Below are 23,527 nucleotides of genomic sequence, written 5' to 3'. Positions count from 1 at the left end.
TTAATTGATTTTATTCCACATAAAAGCCCACAAAAAATTGTGCTGCGCTCGTGGATTAGAGATGATGATTAGCCCCCTGCTCATTGAGCATGGGGCGTTTTATTTTATACGTCTCTGCGTCTATGTTAACTCTTCAAACCCTGACCTCCTCCCGCAAAAACGTAGCGGCGAAAAGTAGAGATTTCTGGCAAATTTAAGCCCATCCGGGCAGGAGATTTGTCATGAAAAAATCGAAGTTCACCGAAGAACAGATTGCCTTCGCCTTGCGCCAGGCGGAGTCCGGTACCACCGTCGCCGAGGTCTGCCGCAAGATGGGCGTCTCCGAAGCCACCTTCTACAACTGGAAGAAGAAATACGGCGGCCTGGGTGTCAGCGAATTGCGCCGCCTGAAACAACTGGAAGAAGAGAACGCCCGCCTCAAGCGCATGGTCGCCGACCTGAGCCTGGACAAGCAGATGCTGCAGGAAGTCATCCAAAAAAAGCTGTGAGGCCGGCTCGCAAACGCGAGCTGGCGAACTTCCTGATCGACGCCTACCGCGTCAGCATCCATCGCGCCACCGCGGTCATTCAACTGCGGCAAGCTACCTATTTTTATCGCCCTCACCCTCGAGACGATCGTGCGGAGCGGCAGCGAATCCGCGAGATCGCCGCCACCCGCATTCGTTATGGCGCGCGCCGCATCCATGTTCTGCTGCGGCGTGAGGGCTGGCAGATCAATCACAAGAAGACCTACCGGATCTACTGCGAGGAGGGGTTGAACCTCCGGCGCAAACGGCCCAAGCGGCGAGTGGCGGCCGCGCACCGGCAAGCTCGGCCGGCGGTCTCCAGTTTGAATGCCTGCTGGAGCATGGATTTCGTCGCCGATCAGTTGTTCAACGGCCAGAAAATCCGGGTCTTGACTGTGGTGGATAATTTTAGTCGGGAGAGCTTGGCGATCACGGTGGATTTCGCGCTGAAAGCCGCAGACGTGGTTGCTACGATGCAGCATGTGCAAGCCTTGCGCGGGACGCCGCAACGGATTCAGGTCGACAACGGCAGCGAGTTTATTTCCCTGGCGCTGGACCAGTGGGCCTATGAGCAAGGCGTCACGCTGGACTTCTCACGACCAGGGAAACCCACGGATAATGCCTTTATCGAGTCATTTAACGGCAGTCTGCGGGATGAGTGCCTGAATGTGCATTGGTTTTTATCGCTGGATGACGCACGTGAAAAGATCGAGCGTTGGCGGCAGGATTACAACGAATTCAGGCCGCACAGTTCGCTGGGCGACCAGACCCCGAGCGAGTTCAGACTTGCTCACCTTGAAGCCGGAAATCTCTAGACTAGACCGCTCGGTTAGTCGGGTGGAGGTCAATTTTTGCGGGAGGAGGTCAAACTGTTAAGTCAACTCGGTATTCCTCTCTCTGCAGGAATCGCTCCTCCGAGTCAGAAATTTCGAGGAACGCCTGCAGATGATCTTGGGTTTCGTGTAGAGTTTGGAGTGATATATATCGATACCGCATAAGCACAGTTTTCAAGACCACTATTTGTTGTCGAGACAGCCCATTACTAGATTTAACCACGGAGGATGATAACTGTAAATTCGACATAGCATTTCTCTCATTCATGCTTATTCCGCAATAAAGCTTCAGCAATCGGAGCATACTCGGGAGCAGGCTCTTCAGACCAGTTATTCTCCTGAGCCAAGAGCCTAGCCTTGTACTCTGCCATTTCATAAAGGGGGTAAATATGAGAAGGCAGAAGATCCCTTGCATTGTGTATTGACCAGCCGACAAAATCGCCAGCGGAGTTACGTTCTATTTCAATGTGGTATCTTGACATAAAAAACTCCTTCTCTTTTCAGCAGGCATACAAGTTTGTAGATGGTATAGCACAGTTGAGACTGACTATTACCACTTGCGCCACAAAAGACAATGGAATTTTGCCAAGATTTCCTTATTACAAAAATGACAAATAACTTCCACCACCTAATCCAATATCAAAAATAGCCATCACACTTAAAAATTGAATAAGAACTGCTGCATTAATCGCTTTTTACATAAAACTGAGACATAAATCATACCATTAGGAATGGTCTGATCAAGTCGTTCTCAAAAATTCGCCAGATCGAAAATCATAGACTTCCAGATATTGTCTGGTAAGTTTTTGGACTCGCCAGGACAGTTTATAGCAGCAGGTTAAGAGCGGCTAACAAAACCCCTGATGCTGCGTTGCACCGACTTGCCGTACTGCTTGTGCTGTCTGCGTCGGCGCGCCTTGCCTCAGCCGTAAAACTGATTTTTGTTAGCCACTCTAAATCATTTTCTGGGCAAGCTCTGTGCGTTAACGCACAGAGCTATTTATACTTAGTCAATACAATTTATCATGGCGCTGTTGCACAAATCCTCCCCCACCGCAGCTTGGTAAGATAGTGGCATGACCAAGCCTGCTCCAAAGCGCTACCGAACGACCAACTGGAACGCCTACAACCAAGCCCTGATCCAACGCGGTTCTCTGTCCGTCTGGTTGGACACGAGCATGTCATGGCGGGCGACGCCAAGGGGCAAACGCGGCCGGATGCAGACCCATAGTGACCCCGCCATTCAATTCTGCCTGACCATCAAGAACCTATTTGGACTAGCGTTGCGGCAGACCATCGGTTTTATTCAAAGCCTGTTCAAGATGGCAGGCCTGGACTGGAGCGTCCCCGACTACTGTACGTTATCCAGACGGCAGCAGACCCTGCAGGTCAGGATTCCCTACCAGAAAAGCTCAGGCGCACTGCATCTGCTGGTGGATAGCACAGGCATCAAGATGCTGGGCGAAGGCGAGTGGAAAACCAAGAAGCATGGCGCGGAATATCGCCGGCAATGGCGTAAGGTGCATCTGGGTATCGATGCGGAAACCCTGCAAATCCGCGCCATTGAAGTCACGGATAATCGCAAGGGCGATGCGCAAATACTGCCTTCGCTCTTGGCGCAAATCTCCTCAGATGAGCCTATAGCCTGCGTGAGCGGCGACGGCGCTTTCGATACCAAGGCGTGTCATGAGGCGATAGCTGCGTGCGGCGCAATTGCGTGCATTCCCACGCGCAAGAATGCGCGGCCATGGAGGGGAGGTTCGCTGGGCGTGCTGGCTCGGAACGAGATTCTGCGGGCCACCAAGCCATTAGGCAGGGCGATCTGGAAACGATGGACCGGCTACCATCGCCGCAGCCTGGTGGAAACCAAGATGCATGGCTTCAAACGGCTGGGTGAAAGGGTGACGGCCCGGCGTTTCGATGGTCAAGTGGCAGAGCTGCAAGTGCGTGCTGCCATCTTGAACCGCTTCAGCATGCTGGGCCGGCCGTACACTGTGGCGATGGCGTAAATCGGTTTTGGGAAAGGGGAAACTCGTCCTACCTGGGATTTGTGCAACAGAGCCCCACGCTGGTACATGAAAACGATCATCCACCTTGCCTCCTTGGCACATTGAAGCGCGCGCTCTAGCAATCGTACTGCCTTAATTGCCGCGAAAATTCCGGCAAACCGTCAATACCGCTGCTTTCAGCCCGCCGGCACCAATCCTCCAATTGGCTGGACAACAGCGCGGTGGAACAGGCGGAACGCTCCCACAGCGAGGCAAGCTCGCGCCTCATCGTGTAAATGGTATTCAGCGCCATACTGAGCGGCAGCACCCGTTCTAAAAGCTCGCCATCCGGCAGCGGTTCCCGCGCGGCATGCCGCAACCAGCAACGAACCGCCTCCAGCCCCGCAGCCACATACAGACCTTCCAGCCGGCGCAACTCCACAGACGCAGCCCGGCGCAGGGCGTGATCGAACCGCTCCAATACCAGATAACGATGGGCAATGACTGCATTCATGGTCTTCTCATCGCAATGCAGCTTGAGCGGATTCTGGCGCAGGGGGGGCACTGGCTGGCGCACCATGGCCAAATGCAAGCAGGCGAGCAAGCGGATGTACGCCCAACCGATATCGAATTCCCACCACCGGGCCGACAGTTTGGGAGAGGTAACATAAGCGTGGTGATTGTTATGCAGCTCCTCGCCCCCGATCAGCACTCCCCACGGCACGATGTTGCGCGAAGAGTCGTTGGTCGCAAACAAGCGATAGCCCCAGTAATGGCCGATGCCATTGATAACGCCCGCGGCAAAAATGGGAATCCACAGCATCTGTACCGCCCAAACAGTCAATCCGACAGGGCCGAACAACAATAGGTCGATCAGCAGCATCAAGCCCACCCCCAGAGCGGAGTGGTTGGTGTAAAGCCGTCGCTCGAGCCAATCATCCGGGGTGTTGCCGCCATAATGCTCCAGCATCGCTTGGTCACCGGCCGCGCGGCGGTACAGCTCGCTGCCTTGCAGCAAAACCGTCGTGAGCCCGAAACGCAGCGGACTGTGCGGATCGCCCGGGGTATCGGTCATTGCATGATGCTTGCGGTGAATGGCGATCCATTCACGGGTCACCATCCCAGTGGTCAGCCACAGCCAGAACCGAAAAAAATGGCTAGCCAGCGGATGCAGCTGCAAAGCCTGATGCGCCTGATGCCGGTGAAGAAAGATGGTGACAGAGGCAATGGTGACGTGGGTGAGCCCCAGCGTCGCCAGGACAAGCCCCCACCAGGGCAGATCAAGTAGGCTCAGTTGCATGCAACCTCCTTGGCAAGTAGCGAGCCGCCGCTTGTCGCTTAACCGGCGCCGCTTGCGGTGCGCAAGTCGGCTTCCGCAGAGCCCGCATGATTGACGGCCGCGGTCGACGCGGCGCTTCGGCCGGATGCAGGCTTTTTCAACGCAGTGGCCTGCGGATTCAAACTATCCACCATCGCGCTGGGGATCAGAATCGTAGTGCCGCGCTCCTTGGTGGTTTCATAGATAATGTTCATCGCCCGCAATTGCAGCGCTGCCGGATGTTCCGCGTAGATATTCGCCGCCTCGACAAACTTGCTGGCTATTTCCGCTTCGGCGGAACCCAGAATAATCCGGGCCTGTTTTTCGCGCTCGGCCTGCGCCTGGCGAGACATGGCGTCCTGCAGCGCCTCCGGAATGGCGACATCGCGGATTTCCACCGAGCGCACGGTAATGCCCCATTCCGCGGTTTTCTCAGCGATCTTGCCGCACAGGTCCTGCACCATGCTTTGACGGTCGCTGAGCAGTATCGCCAACATCGAGGAACCTATCATTTCGCGTAGCGAAGTCTGCGCGACTCGATCAATCGCCTGGCTATAGTCGGTGATGGCCAAGGCCGCTTTTTTCGCGTCATGCACATGCCAGAAGATGATCGCATCCACATTCACTGGCACCGTGTCGCGGGTCAGCGCCTGCTCGGCATTGAAGGCGGTGGTCTGGATTCTTTCGTCTATGGTGGCCACCACGCGGTCCACGACCGGGATGATCAGGAACAGCCCGGGTCCGTTGACGCCGCGCAGCTTGCCAGCGCGCAGCACCACGCATTTCTGCCAGGTGTTGGCCATGCGCAAGGCTTGCGCCACGATCGCGGCGCATACCCAAAGCAAAATGGCCAGCAGCAGATAGCTGGACGCGTAGGCAAGCAGGCCAGATAAAAAGAAAACAGCGACAATGAACGAGGTGATGGGGTTCATGGCGGGACTCCTTGCCGAGGATTTGAGCGCCGGGCTGGCTATGCTTTAGCATCGGCTCGTTTGCCGCGTGCCATCTGTACGCTGTCATACATAGGGATGAATATCGAGGCCTTGTGTCATTTCAAGCACATCGCCGCTCCTGGGCGCAGAACGCAATAGACTGGGGCGATAACGTCCCGCACCACCCCTCGCGCCTGTGACTCGCTTTCAGCAATGCGGTTTGTTTTCAAATGGCTTGAAGACTGGAAAAGACATGAGCAGCAATGATGCCCCCAGGCGCAATGGCTTGCTCGCCGACCTGCCGGAACTTGAGTGGCGAAGACTGGCCCCGCAGCTGGAACCGGTGGAAATGCCATTGGGTAAGGTGCTTTATGAACCCGGCTGCACGCTAAGCCACATCTACTTTCCGACCACGGCCATTGTTTCGCTGCTCTACGTGATGGAGGATGGCGCCTCTGCGGAAATCGCCGTTGTCGGCTTTGAAGGGGTTGTCGGCATTGCCTTGTTCATGGGCAGGGAAACGACGCCGAGCCGCGCGGTGGTGCAAAGCGCCGGCCAGGACTACCGGCTGAGGGCCAAAATTTTAAAGGATGAATTCAAACGCGCGGGCTCGATGATGCATCTGCTGCTGCGCTACACCCAGACATTAATCACCCAGATGGGGCAAACAGCGGCATGCAATCGACATCATTCGCTGGATCAACAGTTATGCCGCTGGCTATGGCGGAGCCTGGATCGGCTGCAAGGCAATGAGTTGGTCATGACGCAGGAGCTGATCGCCAATATGCTGGGCGTGCGCCGCGAGGGCGTCACCGAGGCCGCGCTCAAGTTGCAGAAGCCTGAGCTGATCCACTATGCGCGCGGCCATATCACCATTGTGTATCGAGGCGGACTGGAAAAGCGCACTTGCGAATGCTACGACGTCGTGAGAAAAGAGTATCAACGCTTGTTGGCCGTGCCGCTGTCGCGGCGTTGAGTGCGCGGCATCGAGCAGCGGGCGGCGCGATGCCGCGACAAGGCAGACACGCTCACTGCCCCCCAGCAGCTGCCGCAACACATTTGGGCAGAATGCCACCATGGCGGTAATACTCCATCTCCACCGGGGTGTCGATGCGCAGCAGCAACGGCAGTTGCCGGGTCCGCTCATCCGGACTCCGCGCCGTCAACGTCACCGCTTGCCGCGGCTGGATGCCCTGCTCCAGCCCGCTCAAATCGAACACTTCATCGCCTTTCAAGCCGGCCGCGCTGTCGGGACCGGCAACACCTCCATGCCCACCAGCTTGGAGCGGTGGATGCGCACGAAGCTGCGGACAATGACCGCTTTCACTCCCAGTAGTCCAGTGCCTTTGGCTGCCCAGTCACGGCTGGAGCCAGTGCCGTGCTCCTCGCCAGCGAAGATCAGTGTTGGCGTGGGTACCTTCAGATAGTGATGTGGCGCAGGGGAAATAGTCCATCAGTTCGCTACAAGCTTTGCAGATAGACTGCCAGGTTGTTCAAGTCATCCCCATTAAGTCCATGAATAATGGCTTGCATTGCCTCCGCGGAGGGGCTTTGGCCGGCGGAGAAAACATGCAGTTGCTTGAGCAGGCAGTCAGCATGCCGTCGACATTATCAGACAACAGGCTGGCGGACTCCCTCTCCGCCAGTAGAGCGCAATCAAGGGCTTTTTTGTTTCCTTCGAAAAATGCGCGACGATCCGCTCCGGATTGCCGCCATCCGGATGCCCTTACCCTCCCAAATCGCCAGACCCACACGCCCCCACCCCAGACTCAGCGCAACAAAAAAGGCGCGAATACGCGCCTTTTTGATCAATCCCCGACAACGTCACGCCAGCGCGACGCCCTTTCTTCGAGTGCGGCCCGAGTGCAGGTAATCGGCGATGTAGTCCTGCGACACCTCGCCGCAATAGCGGCCAACCTCGTCCACCACCGGCATCCAGGTGAGGTTGTGCTCGTACAAGCGCGACAGCACGATGCGCAGGTTCTCGCCGACGCCAGCCGTCACTTCTATTCTATTGATCTTGTCGCGGCAGCGGCCATCGCCGCCGGACTTGGCGTCGCGGCGCTTGACGAAGCCCAGCGGCTCGCCGGACGCGTCCACCACGGTCAGATGCAGCAGATCGGCGTCGTCCATCATGCCGTAGGCCGCGGACAGCGGGGTATCAAGCCGGGCGGTCAGCGTCTCCCGCTGCTCGGCCACCTCGCCGGCCTTCACCAGCAGCAGCCGCTTCAGCGTGCGGTCGTGGCCGACGAAGCTGGCGACGAAATCATCGGCCGGGCGCGCCAGCACTTCGTCCGCACCGGCGCACTGCACCATCCGCCCCTGGCGGAACACCGCGATGCGGTCGCCCAGCTTGATCGCCTCGTCGATGTCGTGGCTGACCAGCATCACCGTCTTGCCCAGCTGGCGCTGCATCTGCAGGAATTCGTTCTGGATCTGCTCGCGGTTGATCGGATCCACCGCGCCGAACGGCTCATCCATCAGCAATACCGGCGCGTCGGCCGCCAGCGCGCGGATCACGCCGATGCGCTGCTGCTGGCCGCCCGACATCTCGCGCGGATAGCGCTGCAGGAAGCGGGCCGGATCCAGCGCCACCATATGCATCAGCTCGCGGGCGCGCTCGCGGCAGCGCTTCTTGTCCCAGCCCAGCATGCGCGGCACCACGGTGATGTTTTCCTCGATGGTCATATTGGGGAACAGTCCGATCTGCTGGATCACATAGCCGATGTGCCGGCGCAGCGTCACGGTGTCGATGCCGGCGGTGTCTTCGCCGCCTATCAGCACTTTGCCGGAAGTGGGCTCGATCAGGCGATTGATCATCTTCATCGTAGTGGTCTTGCCGCAACCGGACGGGCCGAGCAGCACGCAGATCTCGCCCTCGGCCACTTTCAGGCTGACATCGTCCACAGCCTTGAACACCTGGCCGTTCTTTTGGGTGAATTGCTTGCAGAGATTTTGCAGTTCTATCATCAGCGGATTCCTTTCGGTGTCAGCGCGCGCTGGGCGCGCAGCAGCAGCCAGTCCATGGCCACGGCGAGCAGGCTTACGGCGAGGGCGCCGGCGATCAGCTTGCGGATATCGCTCTGGCTGATGCCGTGCAGGATCAGCGTGCCCAGGCCGCCGGCGCCGACGATGGCGGCGATCGCCATCACGCCGATGTTCAGCACCACCGCGGTGCGAATGCCGCCGAAGATCACCGGCACCGCCAGCGGCAGTTCCACCCAGCGCAGCCGCTGCCAGAAGGTCAGGCCGATGCCGCGGCCCGCCTCGCGCACGCCGGGCTCCAGCTGCGTCAGCGCCGTGTGGGCGTTGCGCACGATGGGCAGCAGCGAATAAAGAAAAGCGGCGGTGACGGCGGGCACCGCGCCGATGCCGTGGCCGATCAGCGAAAACAGCGGAATCATCAGGCCGAACAGCGCGATCGCCGGAATGGTCAGCAGCACGGTGGCCAGGCTCAGCACCACGTTGGCGATGGCGGGGAAGCGCACGATGGCAACGCCCAGCGGCACGCCCAGCAACACCGCGAGGCTGACGGCGATGCCGACCAGCGTCAAATGCTGCCCGGCCAGCGCGCCGATATAGGGCAGGTTGGCCAGCATGTAGCGGCCGGTTTCCAGCAGGGTCTCCATCACGCGCCCTCCTTCGCCAGGCCATGGCTGCGCAGGAACTCGGCCGCCACCTCTCGGACCGGGCGATGCCGGATATCCACCTCGGCGTTCATCGTCGACATCGCATCGTTGTCCAGCAAGGCGGACAGACGGTTCAGCTCGTCGGCCAGGCCGGGATTGCGGTCCAAAACCTCCTTGCGCACCACCGGCGTCGCCGCATAGGCCGGGAAGAAATTCAGGTCATCCTGCAACACCAGCAATTCGAAGCCCTTGATCCTGCCGTCGGTGGTGTAGGCCAGGCCGGCATCGACAAAGCCGTCGCGGATGGCGTTGTACACCAAGCCGGAATCCATCTGCCGGATCTGCGGCCGGCTCAACCCCATGCCATACAGCTGCTGCAGCGGCTTGAGGCCGTCCGGGCGGCCGGCGAATTCCATGTCGAAGCCCAGCTGCCAGCGCTTGTCACCGCCATTGTTCCGGTTCACCGCCCGCGCCAGGTCCGACAGCGTGCGCACGCCCTCCGCCTCGGCGCGATCGCGCTTCATCGCCAGCGCGTAGGTGTTGTTGAGCGCCGATGGGTTCAGCCAGATCAGGCCCCTGGGCTCGTCCAGGCGCTTGACGGTGGCGTAAGCCTCCTCGTTGCTCATTTTCTGCTGGATGCCATGGTGGATGATCAGGCCGGTGCCGGTGTAATCCCACGCCAGGTCGATCTGGCCGTGCTCCATCGCGTTGCGCAGGATCACGGTGGCGAGATCCGGCTTCTGGGCCACCTCATAGCCCTTGCCGCTCAGATACTGCGCGGTCAACTCGGACAGCAGGTGCTGTTCGGTGAAATTCTTGCTGCCCAGGGTCAGGCCGGCGGCCGCGGCCGCCGCGGGCAACAGCGCCATCGCCGCTCCCGCCAGACAGGCAGAGGCCAGCCAGCGTCGAAAACACGCAATCATTTTCATAGGTAATCCTTCCTGCTGGCCCGCTCAGGCCACGCCGCGCGCGGCGGCCAGGCGGCCGACCAGCGCCACCGACTGGTCCAGCGCCAACGCCATCAGCGCGGTGCCGCCGGCGCCCAGCAGCAAAGCCGTGTGGTTGTTGAGATAGATACCGGGGAAGATCAGCTCGCCGTAGCTGCTGGCGCCGATCAGGAAGGCCAGCGGCGCGGTGCCGACGTTCAGCGCCAGCGCGATCCGCACGCCGGAGAGAATCACCGGCAAGGCATTGGGCAGTTCCACGCGCCACAACCGCTGCCGCGGGGTCATCCCCAGCGCGTCGGCCGCCTCCAGCAAGGCCGGCGGCAGGCCGGCCAGGCCGGCGTAGACATTGCGCACGATGGGCAGCAGGGATGCCAGGAACAAGGCGGCGATGGCCGGCGCGTCGCCGATGCCCACCACCACCATGGCCAGCGCCAGCACCGCCATCGGCGGCAGGGTGTTGCCTATATTGAAGATCTGCATCCAGGATTCGGCGCTGCGCCGCAGGCGCGGCCGGCTCAGCAGGATGCCGCTGGGCAAGCCCACCGCCAGCGCCACCGCCATCGACGCGCCGACCAGATAAAGATGCCGCCCGCCCAGATAGACCAGGTCTTCGCGGTATTCCGCCCACACGGCCGGGCCAAGGCCGTAATACAGTCCCGCCGCCGCCAGGGCGGCCAGGATCAGCCAGATCATGCTGCGCTTGCCAAACGCTCTTTTGTGCATCTGCGTCCTCCTTGGCGGATAGCGACGACAAAACCGTCGGCGATCCGCTGTAATGATCGCGACAACCAGAGAGCTGCCAGTAGATTTTCAAGACATCCGGTCGAGCCGAATACGAGGTGCGTGAAACGCGGGAACGGGACAAGCCCGAAGATTGAGTGGCGCCTTGCGCGCCAAAGAACTTTTCAAATACTATAACATCACGCAAATCAACATGCAAACAATCTAATATTCAAAAAAACCATAATAATCTTGATATTGCAAAAAAAATATAATGATAAACCTTACATTTGACCCAAACGTGCTGATGAATTTACAGCCATAAAGAGCCATTTCTTCGCAACCGAACTGGCCGTCCACATCATGGAAAATCCGCCGGATCTCTTGAAAAACAAACGGAATCCGCCTTCGCCATCAAAGACTGGGCAGCAGATCCCTTCCTTCCCCCCAGCCCTCCGCTCAAGCTGCGCAAAATATCCATTGTCATTAAAAATAAAATTTCATGGCTTCCGATTTCTATTTTATTTCCCAGGATGGACCAGACGCTCCCAGGCCTGGCCCAGACACGGCCCGCCCCTCGCCCGGAGTACCTAGACGAAGGACGCGGCCAGCGCCTTCCGGCCCGCAAACCATGAGGAAATGACGGAAGGAATATGCAACCCAAAGACAAACCTTTCGTCCTGAAGTCTTGACCGGCGGACTGAAACCACATCCGTATTTCTACTAGAAATCATCCACTTGTCTTGATTGAAGGCCAAACGCCATTCAATTCGAGCCATCGCTCATGCCAAAAGGCAATGCGATGAACTAACTTGAATGGATGAGACGGTCCGCGCCTCGAGGGCGGACCCGAAATGGAGTCCGTGATGACAGAATCACAGTCAAAAAGACTGTTCGGTTTCGACAGGCGGATCGCGCTGCTCGGTCTGCTGCTGTGGGGCCTGCTGGCCGCGGCCGTCACCTGGATCGCCGGCGAGCACGAGCGCGAGCGCGCGCTGACCTCGATGCACAACCGGCTGGCCTCGCTCGCCCAGCTGAGGCTGGAAATCCTGAGCCAGAGCCTGGAACGCTACAGCCAAAGCGTGCGCTTCCTGGCCGACACGCCGCCGGTGACGGGCCTGGCCCGCGCCAGCCTGAATCACGACTTCGACGCCGAAGAGCAAAGTTCCGGCGAGTTGTGGCGGCGGCAGCTGGCGGCCATCTTCCGGGCCTATGCCGCGACCACCCCGGAAACGCTGCAGCTGAGACTGATCGGCCTGGCGGACAACGCCCGCGAACTGGTGCACGTGCTCAATCACCGCGATGGCCCGGTCAGCCTGCCGGCGTCGGAAATGCAGCACAAGAACGACGCCGACTACTTCAAGCAGGCCATCCGCCTGTCCGCCGGCGAAGTCTATCTGTCCGACATCCGTCTCAGCCGGGACCGCAGCCGGAACGAAAAAGCCCCCCCGCTGCCGGTGCTAAGGCTGGCGACCCCTATCTACAACGCCGGCGGCAAGCCATTCGCCGTGCTGTCCATCAATGTCGACGCCCGCCATCTGATGTCCTATCTGCGGGTGGGCAGCGGCGAAAGACATGTCCGCGTCTACATCACCAATCAGAATGGCGACTTCCTCGACCATCCGGATCCGGACAAGACCTTCGGCCAGGATCGAGGCAAACGCTGGCGCTGGCAGGACGAATTCCAGCCCCTTGATGTTCCAGACAGCCACGACGGCCTGCAACACCTGCAGTCATCCCATGGGGAAGTCTACGCAGTGACGCGCCGGCTGGCGCTGACGCCCCAGAAGCGCGACGGACGTTATCTGGTCATCACCGAGGCGCTGCCCGAATCCATCATCGCAGACGCCGTTGCCACCGCGCGCCGCGACACCTTGCTGGCGATGTGGCTGGGTGGCCTGCTGGTGGCGGCGCTCGCCTGGGCGTACCAGCGCCAGCGCAACCGCTTGCACATGCAGATCCGCGAGATGAACGCCTCGCTGGAAACCGAGGTGCAGCAGCGGACGCAGGAAATCCGCCGTTACGCCGCATTGCAGCGGGCCATCTTCAATGACGCCAGTTACGCCATCGTCGCCACCGACCAGTCCGGCCTGGTCACGCTGTTCAATCCGGCGGCGGAGACGCTGCTGGCCGAAAGCTCCAGCGAAGTCGTCGGGCGCCGCCGCCTCATCGACTGGCTGGACGCATCGGAGCTGGAACGGCATTCCCGGCAGCAGGCCGAGCAAAGCCACGCCCTGCCCGCAAGCGTTTTCGAAACGCTGGTATCCGGCTCCCGCGGCGGCCGGTCCAGCCAGCAGGAATGGACCGTTACCGCCAGCGACGGCCGCCGCATACCGGTGTCGATCGCGATGACGGAGCTGCGCGACGACGACGGCGAGCTGCAGGGTTTTCTCGGCATGGCGGCGGACATCTCCGCCCAGCAGCAGTACCAACGCGAATTGATGAGCGCCCGCGACCAGTTGGGCAAGGCTGCCGAAGTCGCCGAACTCGGCATCTGGACCTGGTGGCTGGCGGACGATTCGCTGGAGTTGAATCCGCGGATGTTCGACATGTACAGCTTTCCGCCAGAGTTGCGGCATGGCGGCCTGACTTACCTGCATTGGCGCAGCCGACTCCACCCCGACGACGTCGACGACGTCGAATACCAGCTGCGGGAGGCTATCGCCGGCCGCGGCACATACGCCCCGGCCTTCCGCATCGTGTTGCCGGACGGGCAGATCCGGCACATCCAGGCCGGCGCGCTGGTCGAGTTCGACGACGACAATCGGCCGTATCGCGTCACCGGCATCAATCGCGACATCACCATCCAGCACAATGTCGAAACCACGCTGCGCGAGGCCAAGGAAACCGCCGAGGCCGGCAGCCGGGCCAAAGCCAACTTCCTGTCCAATATGAGCCACGAGATCCGCACGCCGATGAATGCCGTGCTCGGCCTCGCCTATCTGCTGGAGAAACACGGCCTGCCGGCCGAGGCGCTGGATCTGGTGCACAAGATCCGCGTCGCCGGCCGCTCGCTGCAGGCCATCATCAACGACATCCTGGACTTCTCCAAGATCGAGGCCGGCAATCTGGAGATCGAGCGGGCCCCGTTCCGTCTCGCCGACGTGCTGGACAACCTGTCCACCATCATGAGCACCAATGTCGGCAACCGCGATGTCGAACTGATCATCGCGCCGCCTCCGTCTGACATCGACTATCTTCGCGGCGACGCGCTCAGGCTGGAGCAAGTGCTGATCAACCTGACCAGCAACGCGATCAAGTTCACTGAGCAGGGCCACGTCAAAGTCACCATCCAGCCGCTGGAGGTACGGCCGAAGCAAGTACGGTTGCGCTTCGCGGTGGAAGACACCGGCATCGGCATTGCCCAGTCCAAACAGCGCGAACTGTTCCGGCCCTTCACCCAGGCCGACGCCTCCACTACCCGCCGCTTCGGCGGCACCGGCCTGGGGCTGGCCATCAGCCAGCGGCTGGTGGCACTGATGGGCGGCGAGATCGGCCTGGACAGCGAGCCTGGCCGCGGCAGCACTTTCTGGTTCACGCTGCGCCTTCCCCGCGAGCAGGGCGTCAGGCTCTCCTCGCCGGAAATGGCCAATCTCAATGTGTTGATCGCCGACGACAACCCCATCGCGCGCGAGACGCTGGGCGTCACCGCCAATGAACTCGGCTGGAAAACGCTCGCCGTCGACTCCGGCCGGCTGGCGGTGGACCAGGTGATCGCCGCGCTGGGCAGGAACCAGGCGGTCGACGTGGTGATCCTTGACTGGAAAATGCCGGGCATGGACGGCCTGGAGGCAGCCCAGGCCATCCGCCTGGCCTGCCGCGGCAAACACATGCCCATCATCCTGATGGCCACCGCCTATTCTCGCGAGATCCTGCAGGCCGAACCCGCCGCCGACACGGTGACCGAGGTGCTGAACAAGCCGGTAACGCCGTCAGGGTTGTACAACGCCGTCGCCCGCGCGCTGCGGCCGCAGCAGGCCGCGCCGAAAATCCCGCCGCCGGCGCAGCATGCCGGCCGACTGCATGGCTTGAGGCTGCTGGTGGTGGACGACAGCGACATCAACCGCGAAGTGGCGCAGCGCATCTTCGAGGACGAAGGCGCCACGGTCTCGCTGGCCAACAATGGACGGGAAGCGCTGGACTGGCTGCTGCTGCACGGCGACGAGGTGGACATCGTGCTGATGGACGTGCAGATGCCGGTGATGGACGGCTATGAAGCCACGCGGCAGATACGCGCCACTCCGGCGCTGACCCATATTCCGGTGGTGGCGCTGACCGCCGGCGCCTTCCAGGCGCAGCAGGACGCCGCGCGCGAAGCGGGCATGAGCGACTACATCGCCAAACCCTTCGATGTCGAAATCGCCATCGGCCAGTTGCGCCGGCTGGTCGGCCGCCAAACCACCGCACCGACGGGCGAGTCCTCAGCCAGCCAGGCGACGCTGCAATCGGACCTGCCCGGGCTGGCGATCTCGCGCGGGTTGCAGATCTGGCGCGACGCCGACGTGTACCGGCAATACCTGCGCAAGTTCGCTCGCGACTACGGCGACAGCGCCGTAACCATGCGCCTGGCCGGCAAGGTTGTCGCGCAGGCGCTGGCCCACAAACTGAAAGGCGCCGCCGGCAACCTGGCGCTGGACGAGGTGTCGGCGCGCGCCGCCGACGTGGAAAACCGGCTGCTGGCCGGCAGCGACCCCGGCCCGGCGCTGGACGCCTTGCGCATCGCGCTGGCGCGGGCGCTGGACTCCATTTCGCGCTACGCGCCGGCGACGCAGGCCGGCGAGACCGCAAGCGCCCCCGCCGCCGACGCCGAACAGTTGAAGCCGCTGCTTCTCCAAACGCTGCAGGCCTTCAACCGCGACGATCCCGCCGCGGTGGAGCCGGTGCTGGACCAGTTGGCCGCCTTGCTGCCGGACAAGCAGGTGGCGCCGCTGCGCGACGCGGCGGAGAACTTCGATTTCCGCGGCGGCGAGGCCGCCACCCAAGCCCTGGCGGAAACGCTGGGCCTTTCCCAGGAACGGTGACACATGCAGCCCTCCCCTCCCTTGCTCGTTGTCGACGACGAACCGCAGAATCTGGCGGCGATGCGCCAGGTGCTGGCGCCGCAATATCCCCTGGTTTTCGCCCGCAACGGCGCCGAAGCGCTGGCCGCCGCAGCCAAGCATCGGCCCTCGCTGGTTCTGCTGGACATCCAGATGCCGGACATGGACGGCTACGAGGTCTGCCGCCGCCTCAAGAAAGATCCGCAATCCTCCGCCACCCCGGTGATATTCGTCACCTCGCTGGCGGAAATCGGCAACGAGGCGGCCGGTTTCGACGCCGGCGCGGTGGACTATCTGGTCAAGCCGGTTTCGCCATCCATCGTGCAGGCGCGGGTTCGCACCCATCTATCGCTGGTTCAAGCCACCCAGCTGGAGAAAAGCCACCGCGACGCGATCTACATGCTGGGCCAGGCCGGCCACTTCAACGATACCGACACCGGCGTCCACATCTGGCGGATGGCGGCGTATTCCGCGATGCTGGCCTCGACCGGCGGCTGGGACGCGCCCTCCTGCCATCTGCTGGAACTGGCAGCGCCCATGCACGACACCGGCAAGCTGGGCATACCGGACGCCATTCTGCGCAAGCCCGGGCCGTTGACGCCGGAAGAGTGGGAAGTCATGAAAACCCATACCCGGATCGGCCACGACATCCTGATCCGCAGCGAAGCCCCGGTATTCAGGCTGGCGGCGGAAATCGCGTTGCACCACCATGAGAAATGGGACGGCAGCGGCTATCCTGACGGACTGGCCGGAGAGGCCATTCCCGAATCGGCGCGCATCATTTCGCTGGCCGACGTGTTCGACGCGCTGACGATGCGCCGTCCCTACAAGGATGCCTGGCCGATGGAAAAAGCGCTGGCCACGCTGCGCCAGGGCAGCGGCGTCCATTTCGAGCCCAGGCTGGTTGAAGTCTTCGACGCCGCTCTGCCCAAGCTGCTGGAAATCAAGGAAATATGGGGAAATCTCTCCCAACAGGCGGAGCACGACGTGCTGATGCTGTTCTGACGAGAGCCGCCGCGCGATGCCAGGAAGGAAGCCCCTGGCCTTGCCGCGCCCAGCGGTCCGAACGCTCTCGAAGCGCGGCCGGCGGCGCTAAACCGCCTCGACGTTGTTGTGCACCTCGCTATCGCGCAGCACCACCTGAGCCCACACCACCGAATCCAGGTAATACTGGTTGGCCAGGTCCAGATCGAAGTCCAGCACCCTGGCCAGCGCCTCGATCTGCGCGTTGTCGCCCTGTTCGCAAGCCATCGCCAGCGACAGGTGCGGCGAGAAGATGCCCTTGCCCTCCACCACCGCCTCCCTCACCGTCAGCGGCAGCTCCAGCGGGTCCAGCACATCAGGAAAGGGTTGGTTGAGCAGCACGTCCAGCAGCGAGAACATCCCGGTCAAGAACAGGTGCTCGGCCTCCAGCTTGTTGCCGCGATAGCCGCCCAGCTTCTCCATGAAGCGGGCGCGGATCAACGACTTCTCCATCAGCGAGATCGCGGTGCCGTCCTCCTTGCGCGAGGTGAACAGCAGCATGGACAGCCATTTGAACAGCGTCTCCCGCCCCAGCAGCAGCAGAGTTTCCTCTATTGTCTGCACCTTGCGCGACAAGCCGTGTATCGGCGAATTGATGAAGCGCAGCAGCTTGAACAGCAGCACCGAATCCAGCTTGAATTGGGCTTCCACTTCCTTGGGATCGGCGCTGGTGCGCAGCAGGCGCATGATCTGCAGCACGCGGGTCTGGTTGGTGTCCACCTTGCCGCCCTCCAGCGCATGGGCGGTGGTGACGAAGGGGCCGTGGAACAAGGCGAACCGGTTGTTGCCCGGCCCGCGCAGGCAAACGTCCATGTCCTCTGCGGTGCCGACGTTGCGCGCCATCCAGCGCGCCCCCGGATAGCGTTTGGGCAACTGATCCAGGATGGGCGCCAGCACCCGGGTGGACGGACCGGCGAAATCCAGCACCATGAAGTCTACCCGGCTGAACAGATCGGCCTGCAATCCCGGACTCAGCATGTTCTGGTCGTAGGCGGCGGGCTCCAGCGCGAAGCGCAGGCCAAGCTTCTGCAGCTCGTCCAGCTGGCGCAGCATGTGCTCCGCCACCTCCATGCCCGGCAGCGGCTCCAGCACGAAGATCACGCTGCCCGCCGGCATGCCGCGCAGCTGCGGGTCGTCGAGCGAGGTCATCGCGATGTGGACGAAGGCGCGGCGGTAGGCCAGCAGCCGGAAGATGTCCATATTGTGCAGCGTGGCCAGCAGCAGCCGGTCGAACTCCTGCTGTTTGCCGGCCTCGATGTTGCGCTTGCCCTGGCGGACGAAGAAATCATAGGCGACCACGCGCTGCTGGCGATCCATCACCGGCTGGTGGGACACAAAGCCGAGCGTGGCGGGCAGATCGGCCGGCTCTTCCTCCTCCGGCAGGGGGATGATGATATCGGGCGGCTCCGGCCTCGCGTCCTGATGCGGGGCCTCTTCCTCATGCGCGTTCTTCTTCAGACGTCCGGCCAATCCATCTATCAGATTTTTCAGCATGGTGTCATCCCAGGGTTGAACTGGCCTCGAGCCGCCCGGCCGGTATATGTGCATTCTAGCCGATATGACCCGCAATTCTCGGCGTTTCCACCCGCACATCGCCGCATTGCGCGCGGTGGCGCAAGGCATGGTCGATCAGCACCAAGGCCAGCATCGCCTCGGCGATCGGCGTGGCGCGGATGCCGACGCAGGGATCGTGGCGGCCGTGGGTTTCCATCGTTATCGCCTCGCCTTGCTTGTTGATCGAGCGGCGCGGCTGGGCGATGGACGACGTCGGTTTGATCGCGATCGATACATCGATCTGCTGGCCGGTGGAGATGCCGCCCAGCACGCCGCCGGCGTGGTTGCTGGCGAAGCCTTGCGGCGTCAGCTCGTCGCCATGCTCGCTGCCGCGCTGGGTCACGCAGCCGAAGCCGGCGCCGATCTCCACGCCCTTGACCGCGTTGATGCTCATCATCGCGTAAGCGATGTCGGCATCCAGGCGGTCGAACACCGGCTCGCCCCAGCCCACCGGCACATTGTCCGCCACCACGCGCAGCCGCGCGCCGATGGAATCCAGGCTCTTGCGGATGGAGTCCATATATTCCTCCAGCCGCGGCACGATGTCCGGATCGGCGCTGAAGAAAGGATTGCCGCCCACATGCTCCCAGCCCTTGAACGGCATCTGCACTTCGCCGATCTGGGTCATGTGGCCGCGAATGACGATGCCGTATTTTTCGCTCAGCCACTTCTTGGCGATGGCGCCGGCCGCGACGCGCACCGCGGTCTCGCGCGCCGAGGAGCGGCCGCCGCCGCGCGGATCCCGGGTGCCGTATTTATGCCAGTAGCAGTAATCGGCGTGGCCGGGGCGGAAAGTCTCGGCGATATTGCCGTAATCCTTGCTGCGCTGGTCGGTGTTGCGGATCAGCAGCGCGATCGGCGTGCCGGTGGTCTTGCCCTCGTAGACGCCGGACAGGATTTCGACGGTGTCCGGCTCGCGGCGCTGGGTCACGTGGCGGCTGGTGCCGGGCTTGCGGCGGTCCAGCTCCGTCTGGATGTCCGCCTCGGTCAAGGCCAGTCCCGGCGGACAACCGTCCACCACGCAGCCTATGCCCGGCCCGTGGCTCTCGCCGAAGGAAGTCACCGTAAACAATCGTCCCATGCTGCTGCCTGACATCTGCTTTCCCCTGCCGCTGATTGCGTATCGTCATCGATTCTAGCATGGCATCCGCCAGCGGCAGGCTACGATGGGGGATTGAATCCCGGCGCCGGCGCTGGCATTCTTTTTGCGTAAACGGGCGATGCGGGAATGCCCGCCCTTCCCGACGGGAAGGCCATCCAATCGGACAGGAGTCTGCCATGAACGCATCGACACCCGGCCTCGCGCGCAAGCTCGGCGGCTGGCAACTATGGGGCATCGCCGTGGGGCTTGTGATTTCCGGCGAATACTTCGGCTGGAGCTACGGCTGGGCGCAGGCCGGCACGCTGGGCTTTCTGTGCGCCACGCTGTTCGTCGCGCTGATGTACGCAGCCTTCATCTTCAGTTTCACAGAACTGACCACCGCCATCCCGCACGCCGGCGGGCCCTTCGCCTACGCCCGCCGCGCCTTCGGTCCGCTGGGCGGCTTCATCGCCGGTTTCGCCACCCTGTGCGAATTCGTGTTCGCGCCGCCGGCCATCGCGCTGGCCATCGGCGCCTACCTCAATGTCCAATTCCCATCGCTGGCGCCCAAATGGACCGCCTGCGGCGCCTATCTGGCCTTCATGGCGCTGAACATCGCCGGGGTCGGCATCGCCGCGATGTTCGAGCTGGCGGTCACGCTGCTGGCCATCTTCGAGCTGCTGGTGTTCATGGGCGTGGTGGCGCCCGGCTTCAGCTGGGACAACTTCATGCGCCACGGCTGGGCCGGGCAGGACGCCTTCCATTGGGGCGCCGTCGGCGGCATGTTCGCCGCGCTGCCGTTCGCGATCTGGTTCTTCCTGGCGATAGAGGGCGCGGCGATGGCGGCCGAAGAAGCCAAGGACCCGGCCCGCACCATCCCGCGCGCCTACATCGCCGGCATCCTCACCCTGGTGGCGCTGGCCTTCGGCGTGATGGTGATGGCCGGCGGCGCCGGCGACTGGAGCCGGCTGGCCAATATCAACGACCCGCTGCCGCAGGCGATGAAGCTGATCGTGGGCGAGCACAGCGGCTGGCTGCACATGCTGGTGTGGCTGGGCCTGTTCGGCCTGGTGGCGTCGTTCCACGGCATCATCATGGGCTATTCGCGGCAGATCTTCGCCCTGGCGCGGGCCGGCTACCTGCCGCGCGCGCTGGCCGCCGTCCATCCGCGCTTCAAGACGCCGCACCGCGCCATACTGGCCGGCGGCGTCGTCGGCATCGCCGCCATCTTCAGCGACGACCTGGTGCAGATCGCCGGCCAGCCGCTGACCGCCAACATCGTCACGCTGTCGGTGTTCGGCGCCATCGTCATGTACATCGTGTCGATGCTGGCGCTGTTCCGGCTGCGCGGCCGCGAGCCGGCCCTGCCCCGGCCGTTCTCCGCGCCCGCTTATCCGTGGCTGCCGGCGCTGGCGCTGGGCTGTTCGCTGATCTGCCTGGTCGCCATGGTCTATTACAACCGGCTGCTGGCCGGCATCTTCGCCGCGATGCTGGCCGCCGGCTACCTGTACTTCCTCGCCACCGCCCGCCAGCGCGCCGAAGCCGGCATCGACGCTCAGCTGCAAGGTTCGGCCGAGATTGCCGCCCAGGCCTCTCCCACCATCCGGAGCCAGACATGAGCCACGCCATCGCCATAGGCCCGCGCCGCTATCGTTTCGACGACTTGAAGACGCTGATGGCGCGCGCCAGCCCGCTGCGCTCCGGCGACCAGCTGGCCGGCGTCGCCGCCGCCAGCGCCGAGGAGCGGGTGGCGGCGCAAATGTGCCTGGCCGACCTGCCGCTGACCGTCTTTCTCAACCAGGCGCTGATCCCGTACGAGGAAGACGAAGTCACCCGGCTGATCCTGGATAGCCACGACGCGGCCGCCTTCGCCGCCGTCGCCCACCTGACCGTCGGCGGCCTGCGCGACTGGCTGCTGTCCGACGCCGCCACCGCGGAAACGCTGGCGGCGCTGGCTCCCGGCCTCACGCCGGAAATGGCGGCGGCGGTGTCCAAGCTGATGCGCAACCAGGATCTGGTGCTGGCGGCGAGGAAATGCCGCGTCGTGACCGCCTTCCGCAATACCCAAGGCCTGCCGGGACGGATGGGCGTGCGGCTGCAGCCCAACCATCCGGCAGACGACGCGCGCGCCATCGCCGCCGCCACCCTGGACGGCCTGCTCTACGGCGCCGGCGACGCGGTGATCGGCATCAATCCGGCCGGCGACAGCCCGGACGATATCCGGAGCTTGCTGACGCTGCTGGACGAGGTGCGCCAGCGCTACGCCATCCCCACCCAAAACTGCGTGCTGACCCACGTCACCAGCACGCTGGACCTGATCCGCCAGGGCGCGCCGGTGGACCTGGTATTCCAGTCGATAGCCGGCACCGAGAAAGCCAACGCCGGCTTCGGCGTCAGCCTCGCCGTGCTGGACGAGGCGCATCAGGCGGCGCGGGAGCTGAAGCGCGGCACGGTGGGCGGCAACCTGATGTATTTCGAGACCGGCCAGGGCAGCGCGCTGTCGGCCAACGCCCACTGGGGCGTGGACCAGCAGACCTGCGAGGCGCGCGCCTACGCGGTGGCGCGCCGCTACTCGCCGCTGCTGGTCAACACCGTGGTCGGCTTCATCGGCCCAGAGTATCTGTACAACGGCAAGCAAATCATCCGCGCCGGGCTGGAAGACCATTTCTGCGGCAAGCTCATGGGCCTGCCGATGGGCTGCGACATCTGCTATACCAACCACGCCGAGGCCGACCAGGACGACATGGACGCGCTGTTGACGCTGCTGGGCGCGGCCGGCGTGCACTTCATCATCGGCGTGCCCGGCGCCGACGACATCATGCTGGGCTACCAGAGCACCTCCTTCCACGACGCGCTCTACCTGCGCAATACGCTGGGGCTGAAGCGCGCGCCGGAGTTCGAGGACTGGCTGGAAACGATGGAAATCACCCGCGGCGGCAGGCTGCTGCCGCAGGATAGGCGACAACGGCTGCTGACGATGATGGAGGGCGTGGCGTGAAAGAAAAACAAAATCCCGTCACCGAAGACGGCTGGGGCGAGCTGTCCCGCCTCACCGCCGCCCGCATCGCGCTTGGCCGCGCCGGCAGCAGTCTGCCCTGCCGCGAAACGCTGCGCTTCGCGCTGGCCCACGCCCAAGCGCGCGACGCGGTGCATACGCCGCTGGATTCCGCCGCGCTGGCCGGCGAACTGGCGGCAGACGGCCACCGCGTCATCGACGTCCGCAGCGCCGCCGGGAGCCGCGCCGAATACCTGCAGCGGCCGGACCTGGGCCGCAGGCTGGACGACGCCAGCCGCGCGCGGCTGCTGGCGGAAGCGGACAAGGGCTGCGACCTGCTGATCCTCATCGCCGACGGCCTGTCCTCGCGCGCGCCCGCCCTGCACGCGGTGCCGCTGCTGCGCGAGCTGCTGCCGCGGGTGCGGGAGATGGGCTTGAGCGTCGGCCCGCTGCTGATCGCGCGCGAGGCGCGGGTGGCGCTGGGCGACGAAGCCGGGGAAATCATGGGCGCAAGAATGACGGCGATGCTGATAGGAGAACGACCCGGCTTGAGCTCGCCGGACAGCCTGGGCCTGTACCTGACCGCCGCGCCGCGCGCCGGCCGCAGCGACGCCGAGCGCAACTGCATTTCCAATGTGCGGCCGGACGGCCTGCCCTATCCGCTGGCGGCCTTCAAGCTGGCCTGGCTGATAGACGCCGCGCTGCGCCAGCCCACCGGGGTGGGACTGAAAGACGGCAGCGCGGCAGACCCGCGCTGGGCGGCGCTGTTGGCGAGGCAGGCTGGCTTGATCAAGAGCTAAAAGCCTGCTCAATATCTTATGCTTGACGCTTCGATTGAGCGGAACGAAGAACACCACATATCCGACGCGCCCCGACTCCCTTCAAACCTGCTGCCGGGTGACAGATCCGAGGTCTTAAGCGGCTGTTTGTCTGAGCGATTTGACGGTAGCAAATCGCGAGTT

19 protein-coding genes are annotated in these 23,527 nt (G+C 62.9%); 8 read left to right on the top strand and 11 right to left on the bottom strand.

Annotated elements, in window-relative coordinates; translation table 11 throughout:
• Positions 1-221: 221 nt before the first annotated feature.
• A protein-coding gene (locus BKX93_RS19090; protein ID WP_145929340.1) for an IS3 family transposase occupies positions 222-1,321 on the top strand; the annotation gives its coding sequence in 2 pieces (ribosomal slippage) (positions 222-483 and positions 483-1,321; 1,101 coding nt in all).
• Positions 1,322-1,599: 278 nt separating this feature from the next.
• Here BKX93_RS19090 and BKX93_RS24840 read toward each other — a convergent pair.
• Positions 1,600-1,821 (bottom strand): hypothetical protein, encoded by a 222-nt coding sequence (locus BKX93_RS24840; RefSeq protein ID WP_144408787.1) that lies wholly within the window; start codon positions 1,819-1,821, stop codon positions 1,600-1,602.
• Positions 1,822-2,415: 594 nt separating this feature from the next.
• Between BKX93_RS24840 and BKX93_RS19085 the strand changes: the two genes are divergently transcribed.
• Positions 2,416-3,348 (top strand): IS5 family transposase, encoded by a 933-nt coding sequence (locus BKX93_RS19085; RefSeq protein ID WP_070980906.1) that lies wholly within the window; start codon positions 2,416-2,418, stop codon positions 3,346-3,348.
• Positions 3,349-3,463: 115 nt separating this feature from the next.
• On the opposite strand, the gene BKX93_RS19080 is transcribed toward BKX93_RS19085, so the two are convergent.
• Both BKX93_RS19080 and BKX93_RS19075 read right to left on the bottom strand, forming a co-directional pair.
• A complete protein-coding gene (locus tag BKX93_RS19080; protein WP_070980904.1) occupies positions 3,464-4,627 on the bottom strand; it encodes a DesA family fatty acid desaturase in 1,164 nt (387 codons plus the stop codon).
• Positions 4,628-4,665: 38 nt separating this feature from the next.
• On the bottom strand, positions 4,666-5,577 hold the full coding sequence (locus BKX93_RS19075) for a slipin family protein (protein WP_083340603.1): 912 nt from the start codon (positions 5,575-5,577) through the stop codon (positions 4,666-4,668).
• Positions 5,578-5,830: 253 nt separating this feature from the next.
• Here BKX93_RS19075 and BKX93_RS19070 point away from each other — a divergent pair, with 253 nt between their 5' ends.
• Positions 5,831-6,553, top strand: coding sequence for a Crp/Fnr family transcriptional regulator (locus tag BKX93_RS19070; protein ID WP_186009447.1), 723 nt, complete (start codon positions 5,831-5,833; stop codon positions 6,551-6,553).
• Between the two features lie 52 nt (positions 6,554-6,605).
• On the opposite strand, the gene BKX93_RS25810 is transcribed toward BKX93_RS19070, so the two are convergent.
• The 6 genes from BKX93_RS25810 to BKX93_RS19045 all read right to left on the bottom strand — a co-directional run bounded on the left by BKX93_RS25810 (position 6,606) and on the right by BKX93_RS19045 (position 10,876).
• Positions 6,606-6,797 carry a hypothetical protein gene (locus tag BKX93_RS25810; RefSeq protein ID WP_070980903.1) on the bottom strand — a complete coding sequence of 64 codons (192 nt, stop codon included), beginning with the start codon at positions 6,795-6,797 and terminating at the stop codon, positions 6,606-6,608.
• Between the two features lie 11 nt (positions 6,798-6,808).
• A complete protein-coding gene (locus tag BKX93_RS25805; RefSeq protein ID WP_425304951.1) occupies positions 6,809-7,000 on the bottom strand; it encodes a hypothetical protein in 192 nt (63 codons plus the stop codon).
• Between the two features lie 401 nt (positions 7,001-7,401).
• Entirely contained in the window at positions 7,402-8,547 is a 1,146-nt protein-coding gene (locus BKX93_RS19060; protein WP_046157317.1) for an osmoprotectant ABC transporter ATP-binding protein OsmV, read from the bottom strand.
• Positions 8,547-9,194 (bottom strand): ABC transporter permease, encoded by a 648-nt coding sequence (locus BKX93_RS19055; protein WP_046166900.1) that lies wholly within the window; start codon positions 9,192-9,194, stop codon positions 8,547-8,549. Before BKX93_RS19055 ends, BKX93_RS19060 begins: the two co-directional genes overlap by 1 nt.
• Before the next feature lie 11 nt (positions 9,195-9,205).
• A complete protein-coding gene (locus tag BKX93_RS19050) occupies positions 9,206-10,135 on the bottom strand; it encodes a glycine betaine ABC transporter substrate-binding protein (RefSeq protein ID WP_145929339.1) in 930 nt (309 codons plus the stop codon).
• A gap of 24 nt (positions 10,136-10,159) precedes the next feature.
• Positions 10,160-10,876 (bottom strand): ABC transporter permease, encoded by a 717-nt coding sequence (locus tag BKX93_RS19045; RefSeq protein ID WP_070980900.1) that lies wholly within the window; start codon positions 10,874-10,876, stop codon positions 10,160-10,162.
• An 863-nt stretch (positions 10,877-11,739) separates the two neighbouring features.
• Between BKX93_RS19045 and BKX93_RS19040 the strand changes: the two genes are divergently transcribed.
• Complete coding sequence (locus BKX93_RS19040; RefSeq protein ID WP_186009446.1) at positions 11,740-15,894, top strand: response regulator; 4,155 nt, start codon at positions 11,740-11,742, stop codon at positions 15,892-15,894.
• Between the two features lie 3 nt (positions 15,895-15,897).
• Positions 15,898-16,917: an HD domain-containing phosphohydrolase gene (locus BKX93_RS19035; RefSeq protein WP_046166886.1), complete on the top strand. Its 1,020-nt coding sequence runs from the start codon at positions 15,898-15,900 to the stop codon at positions 16,915-16,917.
• Between the two features lie 87 nt (positions 16,918-17,004).
• On the opposite strand, the gene BKX93_RS19030 is transcribed toward BKX93_RS19035, so the two are convergent.
• Complete coding sequence (locus BKX93_RS19030; RefSeq protein ID WP_070981904.1) at positions 17,005-18,429, bottom strand: EAL and HDOD domain-containing protein; 1,425 nt, start codon at positions 18,427-18,429, stop codon at positions 17,005-17,007.
• Between the two features lie 55 nt (positions 18,430-18,484).
• A complete protein-coding gene (aroC, locus tag BKX93_RS19025; protein ID WP_070980897.1) occupies positions 18,485-19,585 on the bottom strand; it encodes a chorismate synthase in 1,101 nt (366 codons plus the stop codon).
• A 182-nt stretch (positions 19,586-19,767) separates the two neighbouring features.
• Here aroC and eat point away from each other — a divergent pair, with 182 nt between their 5' ends.
• Genes eat through eutC form a run of 3 tightly spaced genes read left to right on the top strand, consistent with a single transcriptional unit; the run spans position 19,768 to position 23,365 of the window.
• Positions 19,768-21,189, top strand: coding sequence for an ethanolamine permease (eat, locus tag BKX93_RS19020; RefSeq protein WP_070980895.1), 1,422 nt, complete (start codon positions 19,768-19,770; stop codon positions 21,187-21,189).
• Positions 21,186-22,568, top strand: a complete 1,383-nt coding sequence (locus BKX93_RS19015; RefSeq protein ID WP_070980893.1) for an ethanolamine ammonia-lyase subunit EutB — start codon at positions 21,186-21,188, stop codon at positions 22,566-22,568. Before eat ends, BKX93_RS19015 begins: the two co-directional genes overlap by 4 nt.
• Entirely contained in the window at positions 22,565-23,365 is an 801-nt protein-coding gene (gene eutC / locus BKX93_RS19010; protein ID WP_070980891.1) for an ethanolamine ammonia-lyase subunit EutC, read from the top strand. The genes BKX93_RS19015 and eutC overlap by 4 nt, the downstream gene beginning before the upstream one ends.
• Positions 23,366-23,527 lie beyond the last annotated feature (162 nt).

It is taken from the genome of Chromobacterium vaccinii (assembly GCF_001855275.1).
GTDB lineage: Bacteria > Pseudomonadota > Gammaproteobacteria > Burkholderiales > Chromobacteriaceae > Chromobacterium > Chromobacterium vaccinii.
This window is presented reverse-complemented; position numbering and strand designations above follow the sequence as displayed.

Bases quoted from the DNA above. Each gene is read 5' to 3' on its own strand.
- BKX93_RS24840 (WP_144408787.1), bottom strand. From the start codon at position 1,821: ATGTCAAGATACCACATTGAAATAGAACGTAACTCCGCTGGCGATTTT.
- BKX93_RS19085 (WP_070980906.1), top strand. From the start codon at position 2,416: ATGACCAAGCCTGCTCCAAAGCGCTACCGAACGACCAACTGGAACGCC.
- BKX93_RS19080 (WP_070980904.1), bottom strand. From the start codon at position 4,627: ATGCAACTGAGCCTACTTGATCTGCCCTGGTGGGGGCTTGTCCTGGCG.
- BKX93_RS19075 (WP_083340603.1), bottom strand. From the start codon at position 5,577: ATGAACCCCATCACCTCGTTCATTGTCGCTGTTTTCTTTTTATCTGGC.
- BKX93_RS19070 (WP_186009447.1), top strand. From the start codon at position 5,831: ATGAGCAGCAATGATGCCCCCAGGCGCAATGGCTTGCTCGCCGACCTG.
- BKX93_RS19060 (WP_046157317.1), bottom strand. From the start codon at position 8,547: ATGATAGAACTGCAAAATCTCTGCAAGCAATTCACCCAAAAGAACGGC.
- BKX93_RS19050 (WP_145929339.1), bottom strand. From the start codon at position 10,135: ATGAAAATGATTGCGTGTTTTCGACGCTGGCTGGCCTCTGCCTGTCTG.
- BKX93_RS19045 (WP_070980900.1), bottom strand. From the start codon at position 10,876: ATGCACAAAAGAGCGTTTGGCAAGCGCAGCATGATCTGGCTGATCCTG.
- BKX93_RS19040 (WP_186009446.1), top strand. From the start codon at position 11,740: ATGACAGAATCACAGTCAAAAAGACTGTTCGGTTTCGACAGGCGGATC.
- BKX93_RS19035 (WP_046166886.1), top strand. From the start codon at position 15,898: ATGCAGCCCTCCCCTCCCTTGCTCGTTGTCGACGACGAACCGCAGAAT.
- BKX93_RS19030 (WP_070981904.1), bottom strand. From the start codon at position 18,429: ATGCTGAAAAATCTGATAGATGGATTGGCCGGACGTCTGAAGAAGAAC.
- aroC (WP_070980897.1), bottom strand. From the start codon at position 19,585: ATGTCAGGCAGCAGCATGGGACGATTGTTTACGGTGACTTCCTTCGGC.
- eat (WP_070980895.1), top strand. From the start codon at position 19,768: ATGAACGCATCGACACCCGGCCTCGCGCGCAAGCTCGGCGGCTGGCAA.
- BKX93_RS19015 (WP_070980893.1), top strand. From the start codon at position 21,186: ATGAGCCACGCCATCGCCATAGGCCCGCGCCGCTATCGTTTCGACGAC.